16 protein-coding genes, 1 tRNA gene and 1 pseudogene are annotated in these 10,813 nt (G+C 61.3%); 5 read left to right on the top strand and 13 right to left on the bottom strand.

Features of this window, described 5'->3' with window-relative positions; genetic code table 11:
• Window positions 1-82 precede the first annotated feature (82 nt).
• The 12 genes and pseudogenes from AC630_RS48540 to AC630_RS36595 form a co-directional block, all read right to left on the bottom strand.
• Window positions 83-589: pseudogene (locus AC630_RS48540) on the bottom strand (aquaporin); the annotation flags it as partial.
• 57 nt (window positions 590-646) lie between these two features.
• On the bottom strand, window positions 647-790 hold the full coding sequence (locus tag AC630_RS45920; RefSeq protein ID WP_167561351.1) for a hypothetical protein: 144 nt from the start codon (window positions 788-790) through the stop codon (window positions 647-649).
• Window positions 787-1,032 carry a hypothetical protein gene (locus AC630_RS36635; protein ID WP_074123259.1) on the bottom strand — a complete coding sequence of 82 codons (246 nt, stop codon included), beginning with the start codon at window positions 1,030-1,032 and terminating at the stop codon, window positions 787-789. Before AC630_RS36635 ends, AC630_RS45920 begins: the two co-directional genes overlap by 4 nt.
• Window positions 1,033-1,231: 199 nt before the next feature.
• Window positions 1,232-2,710: a ricin-type beta-trefoil lectin domain protein gene (locus tag AC630_RS36630; protein WP_167561350.1), complete on the bottom strand. Its 1,479-nt coding sequence runs from the start codon at window positions 2,708-2,710 to the stop codon at window positions 1,232-1,234.
• A 133-nt stretch (window positions 2,711-2,843) separates the two neighbouring features.
• On the bottom strand, window positions 2,844-3,059 hold the full coding sequence (locus AC630_RS36625) for a hypothetical protein (RefSeq protein WP_143198590.1): 216 nt from the start codon (window positions 3,057-3,059) through the stop codon (window positions 2,844-2,846).
• Window positions 3,052-3,210, bottom strand: coding sequence for a nitrile hydratase subunit beta (locus tag AC630_RS44675; RefSeq protein WP_143198589.1), 159 nt, complete (start codon window positions 3,208-3,210; stop codon window positions 3,052-3,054). Before AC630_RS44675 ends, AC630_RS36625 begins: the two co-directional genes overlap by 8 nt.
• Before the next feature lie 387 nt (window positions 3,211-3,597).
• Window positions 3,598-3,834: a hypothetical protein gene (locus AC630_RS44670; protein ID WP_143198588.1), complete on the bottom strand. Its 237-nt coding sequence runs from the start codon at window positions 3,832-3,834 to the stop codon at window positions 3,598-3,600.
• 66 nt (window positions 3,835-3,900) lie between these two features.
• Window positions 3,901-5,532 carry a CYTH and CHAD domain-containing protein gene (locus tag AC630_RS36620; RefSeq protein ID WP_245330629.1) on the bottom strand — a complete coding sequence of 544 codons (1,632 nt, stop codon included), beginning with the start codon at window positions 5,530-5,532 and terminating at the stop codon, window positions 3,901-3,903.
• A gap of 521 nt (window positions 5,533-6,053) precedes the next feature.
• On the bottom strand, window positions 6,054-6,401 hold the full coding sequence (locus tag AC630_RS36610) for a hypothetical protein (protein WP_074123254.1): 348 nt from the start codon (window positions 6,399-6,401) through the stop codon (window positions 6,054-6,056).
• The gene (locus tag AC630_RS36605) at window positions 6,401-6,634 is read right to left on the bottom strand and encodes a helix-turn-helix domain-containing protein (RefSeq protein WP_245330628.1); all 234 of its coding nucleotides are present in this window, start codon (window positions 6,632-6,634) and stop codon (window positions 6,401-6,403) included. Before AC630_RS36605 ends, AC630_RS36610 begins: the two co-directional genes overlap by 1 nt.
• Before the next feature lie 2 nt (window positions 6,635-6,636).
• Complete coding sequence (locus AC630_RS36600) at window positions 6,637-6,966, bottom strand: hypothetical protein (protein WP_143198587.1); 330 nt, start codon at window positions 6,964-6,966, stop codon at window positions 6,637-6,639.
• 6 nt (window positions 6,967-6,972) lie between these two features.
• Window positions 6,973-7,048: transfer RNA gene (locus tag AC630_RS36595), tRNA-Phe, on the bottom strand.
• 221 nt (window positions 7,049-7,269) lie between these two features.
• Here AC630_RS36595 and AC630_RS36590 point away from each other — a divergent pair.
• Genes AC630_RS36590 through AC630_RS36580 form a run of 3 tightly spaced genes read left to right on the top strand, consistent with a single transcriptional unit; the run spans window position 7,270 to window position 8,313 of the window.
• Complete coding sequence (locus tag AC630_RS36590; RefSeq protein WP_074123252.1) at window positions 7,270-7,479, top strand: hypothetical protein; 210 nt, start codon at window positions 7,270-7,272, stop codon at window positions 7,477-7,479.
• Window positions 7,469-7,975, top strand: coding sequence for a hypothetical protein (locus tag AC630_RS36585; RefSeq protein WP_074123251.1), 507 nt, complete (start codon window positions 7,469-7,471; stop codon window positions 7,973-7,975). The genes AC630_RS36590 and AC630_RS36585 overlap by 11 nt, the downstream gene beginning before the upstream one ends.
• On the top strand, window positions 7,972-8,313 hold the full coding sequence (locus tag AC630_RS36580; protein WP_074123250.1) for a hypothetical protein: 342 nt from the start codon (window positions 7,972-7,974) through the stop codon (window positions 8,311-8,313). The genes AC630_RS36585 and AC630_RS36580 overlap by 4 nt, the downstream gene beginning before the upstream one ends.
• On the opposite strand, the gene AC630_RS36575 is transcribed toward AC630_RS36580, so the two are convergent.
• Window positions 8,310-9,062, bottom strand: a complete 753-nt coding sequence (locus AC630_RS36575; RefSeq protein ID WP_074123249.1) for a hypothetical protein — start codon at window positions 9,060-9,062, stop codon at window positions 8,310-8,312. The two genes, AC630_RS36580 and AC630_RS36575, sit on opposite strands and share 4 nt — an antisense overlap.
• A gap of 62 nt (window positions 9,063-9,124) precedes the next feature.
• Here AC630_RS36575 and AC630_RS36570 point away from each other — a divergent pair, with 62 nt between their 5' ends.
• Complete coding sequence (locus AC630_RS36570; RefSeq protein WP_074123248.1) at window positions 9,125-9,403, top strand: metal/formaldehyde-sensitive transcriptional repressor; 279 nt, start codon at window positions 9,125-9,127, stop codon at window positions 9,401-9,403.
• A 16-nt stretch (window positions 9,404-9,419) separates the two neighbouring features.
• A complete protein-coding gene (gene dmeF / locus AC630_RS36565; RefSeq protein ID WP_074123247.1) occupies window positions 9,420-10,682 on the top strand; it encodes a CDF family Co(II)/Ni(II) efflux transporter DmeF in 1,263 nt (420 codons plus the stop codon).
• The last annotated feature ends 131 nt before the right edge of the window (window positions 10,683-10,813 follow it).

Below are 10,813 nucleotides of genomic sequence, written 5' to 3'. Positions count from 1 at the left end.
GCTGCCATTCCGCATCGCTCAGCCAGTAAGCCTGCTTTGCCATCCAAGCCTCCATGTGCTGGAAAGCTTGAATCACAATCCCTTAGTCCTGGGAATCCTTATTGAGTACAGACCCTAGAGCGATCAGGGCCCCGACGATCTCTGCCGGGACATAGAACAGAGCCTGAGAGAGGGACAGTGCGATTGGCCCTCCCGTGCAGAGCGCAGCGACCGCGATTGCCGGGTTTGCGTAAGAGGTGGATGGGGTCGCGACTATCGCCGCAAATAGCCAGGCTCCAACCGCGAATGGTCCCACGTCCTTCCGTCCGCTCCGAGCGCAGGCGAACACCACGGTCATCAGGCCGGCACTGGCCGCGACCTCGCTTAGAGCCAATCGCCAGGTAACCATCTGCGGCTCCGACGTCGGTCCACCGATGTCGAACAGTAACCTCGCAGTCAGCGCTCCCAAGATGCCGCCGATAAGTTGAGCCGCGACATAGGCGACCATGCAAGAAAGCGGGCGTTCGCCCGCGAGCCATTGCAGCCCAGTGATGAGCGGATTGAAGTGGCCGCCTGAGATCTCTCCGAAAGCGATGATGAGGCCGACTAGCGCGCCCGCGCTCGGCTGTGCGGGGGCGGCCTAAATTTAGATTAGTCCCCCCTCCCATCAGGTGCGCTCATGATAACGTTGCGGTGCTGATGACGGCGCTGCAGTGCTGATGATGCGCTGATTGATGTGCAGCGCGGACGTCACGCCATGTCGTTGCGGTGCGAGAGCGGTCCAGTGCGGTAATGAAGGCTCGTCGGTCATGCGCGGAAGTCGAGCTGCTTTTTGAAGCTATCCCGGCACGCCTCAATCGAGAAGAACGGCGCAAGCTCGCACGGGTTGCCGCTGGCATCCGTATAGTGAGCAACATAGATTTTTGCGCCGTTTTTCGTGGGCCACTCTTCAATGCGGACCGTCGTGCCTCGGTGATCGAAGGTCTCGACAAAGACCGGCACCCTTCGCTTCACTGTTCTCTTCATTTCAGCAGTCCCTTTGCCCGCAGCCATTCGGTGACGATCCAGCAAATCAAATTTGAGGTCGAGCGGGTTTGCAAGGACTTCTGGGAGCGTCAGCCCGAGCGCGTTGAGGTTTGGTCCGAGAAGGCGACCGTTGAGGGCGTGCTACGCCGCGGCAGCCCAAGCCGTCCGTTGCCGCACGCCCATCCCATCACCGGGAGAAGCGCGGCATCGATCGCTGAAATCGGCGTCAGTGAGGGCCCGCGTGCTCGGCTTCGTAGCGGCTTACGTCGGCGAATAGCTGTGCGTTACCCCCATCACACGGCATCTGAACCAACGCGGCCGCCGGGGGCCGAACCACCACGTCGCCGATCGGTGTCTGACCCCCCGATGCCGCATGACCCGGTACCGCCTGGAGACACATCGCGGTCAGGTCGCTCTTGATCGACCAAAGGGTCGTCGCCGCATTGACGAGCGACCATTTTTCGTTCGCACCGCCGCTGCAAGGATACAGGATGATCGGGGAGCCCGCATCCTGCCGCGCGCCAGAAATATTTACGCATTTGCCGCTTGGCACGTGCAACAGGATGTGTGTTGCAGGGTCGTAGGCCCATTGTTGGAGGTCGGGTGTCGTCGGACACCCCTGCAGGGACGCGTCGCATCTCAAGAACGTGAGTTGGACATCGATCGCGGCGTCGGGCGGTGCGACCAGCGGTTCATCAATGCTTTTGGCGTAGAGCGCCCTCTTTTGACTCAGCACCGATTCCGGGATGGGAGGAAATGTACCAACCTGCGTGGTATCCGGGGGAACCGCTTCGATGGCCGCAAGGATCTGGCTGCGTAGCGGCAGGATAGCGGCGTCAGTACACTGGGAGACCGAGGACACCCAGGTCCAGGGATTGGGAAAATTGCACGATTGGCCAGGAAGGCATGTGGTGTTGCAACCGGAATGCACGCCGATAAGATGGTATTCGAGTTTACGGTTTATTGAGAACGGATCGTCCCAGTCCTGAACGTAGGACGGGCCGCCGCTGTCGCCTCCCGCCACAGTCGCGCCGCTGGTCCCGGGGAAAGAATACCAGCTCGGCGGAGCAGACGAGTTAGGGAGGATCGTATTGGGTAAGATGACGAAATCGGCCCACCGGAATTTGCCGTCCAAGTTAGTCGGCGTTGGGACCGGGCCCACCTGAAATGCCAGTGCGTTGATGCCTCGGCCATAGCCCCTGATGCCCAGGTTGGCCATTGGCCGTTGGTCATCCAGTTTCATGGGCCCGGCATCTGACCGGACGAAATCGTGTAGCCCGACCTGGAGGAGGGCAACGTCGCTGGGACCGACCGTGCCCAGGCGTGGGGGGCAAGTCGTCGCTCTGCCGTACAGGATAACCTGCCGTGCCTGGACAGTCTTGGTGTTCCCTGGCCAGTTCGCGGTCAGCGAAATCTGATTCGCCGCGAATTGCGGGCAGGTCGTCAAGAAGGAGAAGACGCAATGGGCCGCGGTGATGGCCCAATAATCATTCAACATCGAGGCGCTGCACGTGGCTTCGGGATTGGACAAGGTCAGCAGCCCGAACTGCTCCTGCGTCTGCTGATCGATTGGCGGGTTGGGCGTGACGAGCGGTTGGCTGGTCCGACCGGTCGGTTCTTGCGCCTGAGCCGCTCCGATATCGAGCAGGATTGTGCACGCGCATAGCGCGGAGATGACTCGTGGCGCCAGCATTCGAATCTTCATGACATCTTCCTCTCTGTCCAAGATCTGCCGAGAAGACATCTTGCGCCATGCCTCTGTGCTGGCTCGCGGCAACGCGGGCGCACCGGGGGTGGACGGGGCTATCATACACCCCCACCCACAGCCACGAAAGCCGCTATGAGGCTTCAGCGGCGGCCGCAGCGCTCACCGCCAATGTGAGCACCGGGCTGCCGCCCGGCAAGCGCGCCATCGCCAAGCCCGCCCCGGCGGCGGCGAGCACGAGGAGCAACGTGCCGACCCCCTCAGCCGCCGCCCGTCGGGCGATCGTGATCCCGGGGTCGCGCTCGAAGAAGCATGTTCGAGAACCGGTGGCGCCGTGCACGTCATGCACGGTTGGCCTGCTTGGGCTCGTTGGAGTCGTTGGCGGCAAATCGTGCTTTCACGTCCTCCATCTTGAGCGCCAGTTCTTCGGGAGTGAGGATTTGTTTTTGGAACAGGATGTTCCCGAAGGCTACGATCCAGCGCTCATAACGAAGGCGCATTTAGTCTGCCCGGCTGGTCGAAAAGGCGCGTTGATGCACATCAAGCGAAATCAACGCGGCACGGTCCGCGTGGCGTGCTTGGCTCGCGCCCCTTTTCGAGTCCCGCCCTGAGGAGTATCGGCGTCTATCCGCAATCATTGGGCCGGGTCGCACTGCCCCCTCATGTCGGCAGTGGGTCAATCCCGCCATTTTCGGTCGCTTCGCCGCGTGTCTGCTTATCCCCTACCAGCGCGGAATAGCCGACATCCCCCAACCGCCGCTTGGGGCCAATTCCAGACTCATGCACCACAACAAAAGGCATCAGCGAGCAGCGTGGAGCTTGTTAGGTTGGCAGCCGGGCAGGTTCGCCTTCCAAGAATTCCAAGACAGCCGTCACCACCGCGTATGTTATTCCTCGTCACGCAGCAATTTTCTTTGCGGGTTCCAGATCTGCAAGCCGTGCCGGTCAATAACGTAGTGATCTGGCCCCAACGCTTCGGCGGCTTCCAGCGCCAATTCGAGCGATTGAAACGTCTGCACGGTATGGCCGCGATGAGTCGTCACGCGAAACGGAGCGTGTAGGCCATGCTCCTTTCTGGCTATTCCGAAAAATTTGCGTAAGCGCGCTGTTACTTGATTTAGCATCCAGCTTTCCTCATCGCCCGAGCGCATCGAACGGATTGGCAACGCCAGCGTAGCTTGCAGCGCCCGCTAAAATGTCGGGAGCGTGCGCACTTCCTTCGCGGCGACCTTCATCAGCGGCCTCACCGCCTGATCCTCGCGGCCAATCACCACGCCGGACGCAAAGGCAAGAGCACGCCGATGCTGACGCGACGCCTTGAGCGCCGCATCGACAATCATCTCCCGGTGCGCAACAAAATCGTTGAGCGCTCCCAAGGCATCCTGAATCTTTTTTAAGTGGCCGGTCAAACGCGCAAGCTGCTTTTTCTCGCGCTTGGAAGGAAAGAGCGTCTCAAAAAATTCGACCGCATACCTGATCTTCTTTACCCTGATTCGCAATCGATGCCGCGTAAGGGGAGACATCTCATCGAGATCGCGCCCGACCTTGCGCACGTTCCTGATGCGGCGATGGAGCACATGGGTGGCGAATTTGCTGATCGGCATGTTCGCCTGATCGGTCGCGATGGTCTGTTTTGATTCGATCCATTGCAGCGTATCGATCAGCAGCTTCCGAAAGCGCTCCGAGTTGACCGCCTTTTTTGCGCGCGCGAACGCCTGATCGCGCCTTTCGGAAAATTCCTGCTTGATGGCCTGGCCGCCCTGGCGTAGCAGGGCATCGCGCGTCGCTGGCCCGATATTCTCATTCACAAACACGTCGAGCTCGCGCGCCGGCGCGAGCTCGCCCGTCAACCACTTCAGCTGCGCTTTGATTTTCTGCGCACTGGCGCCGGACAGGAGTTTTGAAAAGAGCGAGATCTCCGCGCGCAGACGCCGCAGTCCGACCCGCATCTGGTGAACGCCTTCCGGATCGGAGTTGCGCACCGCGTCGGCGTTTCCCGAAAAATGCCGGACAGCGGAGCGCGCGATGGCCCGGAATGCCTCGTCCACGGTCATGTCGTTGTTCAGCTCGATCGCTTCGGCGAAGACGATGTGCTGGCCGTTGCCACCTGCGAGATCATACCCGCGCTCGGCTTTTGACTGCAGATCGAGCTCGGCGCCCGACTTTCGCTCGATCGCCTTTGCAACCCGGAACAAGTCGATCAGGCGACCGCTTTTTAGTTCCAGCTCAAGCTCCTTGACCGGACTCGATCGGCGTCCGGCGATGATGCTGCCAAGGTCGATCGCAAGCTCGATCTCGCTCCGTTTGGTGCGGACGGGTAGCGTAATGCGATGGACGGAGGTCTTGAAGATCGGCTTCAGCTTGCGGCGCAGCTTTTTGGGGGCGAATTGCTCGAGCGGCGTGCCGTCGGCCTTGCCGAGATCGGGCACATGGTCCGCTATCTCTGTTTCCCATTCACCTCGGCCAAACTGCGCAGCGTTCGCCCACTTGACCGTCTGGATCTGCTTCTCGCCATCTTGCCGCACGCGAAGCGAAAGGCCATGGCGCTTCAGCTTGTGCTTTCCGGTATCGAAATAGGTCGACACCAGATCGCCCTCGGTCCGCTCACCGACCTTGCCGCCCGCAATCTGCGATTTCGTTAGTGCCTTCAGGCTGCGCGCCGGTATGCGGAATTTCAATTCCGTTTCGACCGCCATTGTGCCTCCGCAGGGCTCAAAAGAATAAATTATACCCTCTACATGGATAGCGCACCGCTCAGGAGGTCCGGATGCCAGCAATTTTGTTGCCAGTTCACCGCTTCCTTGCGATACGTCAAAAGCCATGACTAACCTGGATCGGCAACCAAGGCGAGATCTTTCAGTCGCTGCACGAATTGCGGCCGGATGACCTGCTCAGATATCTGCAATCCGAGCGTGAAGCAGCTGCTCGCAGGATTCTTGAGCTGACGCCAGCGCAACCAAACGCCATTCAGTACGACCAACTGTGGCCGCAGATTCTGGCACGGAACGTTGTCACCAAGGTTGATGTGAACGAGATCGTCGCGACTCTGCGTAAGAAGGAGGCCATCCATATTCCCGACTGGGAAAACGAAGGCGTGTGCCGCAAGACGGCTATCGCTTGCAGCGTACTGATCGCACAGAGGTGGTTGAGTGACTCGCACGCCAACTCAGGCGGGACTTTTTTTTGCGCTCTGCAGTCGCGCGCTTCACACGCTCGCGGTGGCATTCCTTGCAGACCGTCATGGTCGCGTCCCTGAGACCGGGGCGCACCTGCACGTAGAATTCGCCGAGCGGCTTCTCCTGTCGGCACGCCTTGCAGACCTTGGTCGCGATAACCCCTGTGTTCATCGTCGGCTGATCTCCGTCATCTTTCCGCAGTGGAAGCACCTCGTTCGCTTGCGGTCGCGGAGCCGCTGCATTTCCTCGATGTAGTTAGCGCGCGAGCGGGACCACTGTGTTTCCTCGCTCGCCATGATCCGCAGGACGAACATCGGGTCGAGCCGGGTGTGGCAGCGCCCGCACTCGACCTCGGTCTCGCCCTCGCGCAGATAGTAGGTCACCGGGACGAAGCCGCGCCCCTCGACGTAGTAGGACCGATGATCGCAGCCGTCGCGGTCGCCCCAGCGGCCCACCACCTTGAGGAACGGCGGCTCGCGCAGCACGCAGCGCAGCTTGTCGATGGTGGTGACCATCAGGTGCCCTCCAGCTCGCGCGCCCTGACCCAGGCCTGCGCGCTCTCGACGGAGACCAAGACCCGGCGACCGACGCGCATCTCCTTCGGGCCTTTGCCCTCGTCGCGCAGGTTGAAGTAGTGCCGCTCCGAGATGCGGAAGGCGCGGCAGAATTCGGGGACCGTGTAGGCAAGCTGGGTCATCGGCGCCTCGGGCTTCTTGCGTGCTTTGGCTTTCGCTTTCGCGGCGGACATCATCAGTGCGCCCCCTTCCGACGATGCAGGTACGCGTTGATCTGCTTGAGTTCGTCTGCGACGCACCGGTCGAACAGCCCGTGCATCTCCTGCTGATGCTCGGGCGCGAAGCAGGCGACGTATTCAGCGACGAGATAGGCCAGCGCCGCGCCCTCACTGTCGCAATCCATGTTCGCGCTGGTCAGGTGGAATGCCGCAATCAGCCTGCCGACGTTGTCGGCGATCTTGTCTTCATCAACCGACACGGCGGCACCTCCAGGACAGACGGCGACCGATGTGGAAATAGCGGCGACCGCGCTTCCCGCAGACCGGGTCGCGGTCGAGCCGAACACGGTGATTGGTGCCAGGGGATGGGTTCGAACCACCGACGCACGGATTTTCGATCCGCCGCTCTACCGACTGAGCTACCCCGGCATCGCCCACGATGCGGCGGTCCCACATCGACTGGAAACCCTCATCGGCCAAGACCGGCGAGGCCAGTGCTGCCGCAAGGCATTGCAGGAGGACCCGGCGCGCTATCATGCCCGAGCCCTCCGCTTGCGCTTGGTCTGGGGCGCGGGTCGTTGGCTCATATCCTCACCGCGCGACGGCGTTGTGCGAGACGCCGCCTCCGTAGCTCCACCGGACCCAAGGGCGTGACGATCCAGCAACTTGCGAACGCGATAGGCCTCGGCGAAGTGATCGCCCGCATGGCAATGCGAGGTCTCGCTGCGGCAGTGCTCGCCGCAGCAGATCGCCTGACCGGTGGATCGCGGCTGGACGTGTTTGCTCGCGAGGCCCATCCCGGCTTTGCGCAGTTCGGCAAAGAGATCTCCAAATTCCTGGAGGTCGCGGATGCCGTATGAAACCGACCGGCAGACGTCGGACCGCTTCTTGCCCGAGGTCAAGCGGCTGATCTCGCCTTACCTGCTCGACGCGACTCCTGACTTCATCGACCAGAAGCAGGCCGCCGATCTGATGACCGTGATCGGGCGCGACATTCGCATCGGCGTCCGTGTGCGTGCCTTTGGCTATGCCGAGCGGTACCCGCATCAGTTCACGCTGCGGTGTCAGCGCGACACCGGCACCGAAACTGAATTGTCGAAGATCATCAACGGCTGGGGCGATTGGTTCTTCTATGGGCATGCGGCGAGCACCGAGGGCTTCGAGATATCGCCCTGGTGGCTGATCGATCTCGCGGCATTTCGCGCCGCGCTGATCCGCGAGGCCCGCAACGGCAGCGCGCTGCGCATGGGCGACGGCAGCAACGGGGATGGTACGCACTTCAAATGGTTTGATGTCCGGTCATTCCCGCCGCATCCGCCGCTCTTGATCGCGTCGAGCGAGGTCTATTTTGCATGACCTACGCGCCCCGCATCCTGGCCCTCGATCTTGCCGCCCGCACCGGCTGGGCGCTCGGTTATCCGAGCGATGAAGCCCCCCGGTCGGGATCGTTCCGCCTGGCGCGCGAGGGCGCGAGCATGGGCGCGCTGTTCTCCTCGTGCCGCCAATTGCTGGATGATCTGCTCAACATCGAGCCCGACATCAAGCTGATCGTCTTCGAAGCCCCGATGACGCCGCAGCAGATGGCGGGTCGCACCACCGCCGACATCATGCGGAGGCTGATCGCTTCTGCGGCCACCTGCCAAGCCACCGCCACATACGCGAAGCCGGGATTCGCGGTCGCAGCAGTATGTTAACTGCGGGGACTGTCGAACCTGAATTCGACGAGCGGCACCAATTGGTTCAGTGGCTCTTCTTTCGGCGGTCCGCCGTCGAACCGGCTGGTCAGGTAGAGGGTGCTGTACTGGATCGAAAAACCCCAGTGCATCGTCTCGACGGCGGGCGAGAAAACGTTGTTGAATCCGCCGGCCACGGGATTGGGCGCGAGGGCCGTGCCGCCAGAGCCTATCGGAACTTCGTCGACAACCGAGCCTGTGACGGCGAACCCGCGCAACCACGAAAACGAGTCTGGAAGATCTCCGAAACCCTTGCCGAAGAAGATGCCCGGCTGGATCGTGTGGGGCGCATCAGCGCCGATGGCGACGGCACCGGAGTGACCTATGCCCCAGGCAAGGCCGACCGAAACCAACGCTTCGTGACGATTGTCACGGTAGGCTTCGTATTTGAGACCGATGTTCGTCTTGTCGAAGCCGGACGTGTGGCCTGTCGGCCAGTTCTGGTGGACCCACGCGCTGTCGATTGTGAACGCCAAAGTCGGGGTGAGCAGCCGAGCGAAAGCTCCGTTGATCCGGTTCTCGGCGACGTTGCTCCCCTGTGTGGGGCAATCGAGATAGCTGAGAATGAGCTCGTCGGCAACGGCGGGATCATCGAAGGTTATCGTTCCGGCGAAATAGCGGTTGCCGGCGATGCCGTGCCCATGGGCGGACTGCGTCCATAGCAGCGCCACGATCAGGAGTCCTCCTTTGCGAAGGGATCGCGTCTTCATACTTGGTCCGCTCGGCATCATTCAGCTTGATCAATATAGGGTACCCCCCTATAATAGTCGGTATGTCGCACACCATCAAGAACAAGTCCAAGCTCGTCGGCCGGGTTCGGCGCATCAAGGGGCAGATCGAGGCGGTCGAGCGCGCGCTGGAAGCCGAGCTCGGCTGCGCCGACGTGCTGATGCTTGTCGCATCGGTGAGAGGCGCCGTGAACGGGTTGACGGCCGAGCTTCTCGAAGACCACATCCGCCATCACGTGGTCGATCCCGCACATGAGAAGGATCCCGAGAAGGCCAGAGGTGCCGCCGACCTGATCGACGTCGTGCGGACGTACCTGAAGTAAGCGAACGAGGATTGCCATGAGTGAGACCAATGGCGCGGTCATTCCGGCCCTTCATAGCCATGCGTTCCTTTCTGAGGACCATCAGAAAAGCGAGCGGAAAACCTGGGCAGTGATCTGGCTGTGCAGCGCAATGATGGTCGCCGAAATTGTCGGCGGCTGGTTGTTTGGATCAATTGCGCTCGTTGCCGACGGACTTCACATGAGCACGCATGCGGGTGCACTATTGCTCGCGGCGCTCGCATACACCTACGCTCGGAGATACGCGGACGATCCGCGATTCACCTTCGGGACCGGCAAGCTGGGCGATCTGGCTGGATTCACCAGCGCCATTATCCTGGCGATGATCGCGCTGCTGATCTGCTATGAAGCTATCAGTCGCCTTTTCGAACCGGTTCCGATCCATTTCACCGAAGCGATACCCATTGCGGTTCTTGGACTTGCGGTCAACGTCGCGAGCGCGTGGCTGCTCAGCGGCGGCGACCATCACGGCCATAGCCACGGGCACGGCCATCACGCCCACCATGACGAAGACGAAACGCAGCGGATCACCACCGATGGGGGTGACATGATTCTGGAGGTGTTCGAGGACGGCGTGCCGCCGCGCTTCCGGCTCCGCGCGGAAAGTAGTGCCGGACTGCCGGCAGCTACTGCTTCGATCGAGACGGTCCGACCGGATGGGGCCCGGCAACTGTTCGCACTCGAGGATCGCGGCGCCTACCTCGAATCCATTGATGAAATTCCCGAGCCGCACGCCTTTAGCGCCAACGTCAGGATTGGCGAGCAGACATATCCTGTACAGTTTGAGGAGCATGAGCATGCGCATGGATCGGCTGCGCGAGATCACAATATGCGCGCGGCTCTTATCCATGTTCTGGCGGATGCCGCCGTATCGGTGCTGGTTATTGTCGGTCTTCTACTTGCCCGCGCCTTTGGCTGGCTCTGGATGGACCCGCTGGCAGGCATCGTCGGTGCGTGCGTTATTGCCAGTTGGTCGTTCGGGCTTATTCGCGATACCGGCGCAATTCTTCTCGATATGAATCCGGACCGCCGCATGGCTGACAATCTCAAGCGTTCAATCGAAAACGAGGGCGATCAGCTCGTCGACCTTCACCTCTGGCGGTTGGGGCCTGGTCATCTTGGCGCTATCGTCTCCGTGGCGACGGTAACGGAGCGGAACGAGCAATACTACCGGGCCAAGGTCGCGCGGTTCCGATCACTTTCGCACCTGACCATTGAAGTCAGACATGTCGTTCCGGGGGCGGCAGGCAGCGTTGCGTGATTTCCGCTCCGGGTCATTCTCGACCGACTCTGCGGGTTTCGGCCGCCGTTCGATGTCTGCTCTTCTCCGAAACCGACCAGCTTACTGCGCGGCAACGAAATGACGCGAAGGGCCAATTCCGGACATTGTCG

The organism is Bradyrhizobium sp. AS23.2, assembly GCF_001908185.1.
Classification (GTDB): domain Bacteria; phylum Pseudomonadota; class Alphaproteobacteria; order Rhizobiales; family Xanthobacteraceae; genus Bradyrhizobium.
This window is presented reverse-complemented; position numbering and strand designations above follow the sequence as displayed.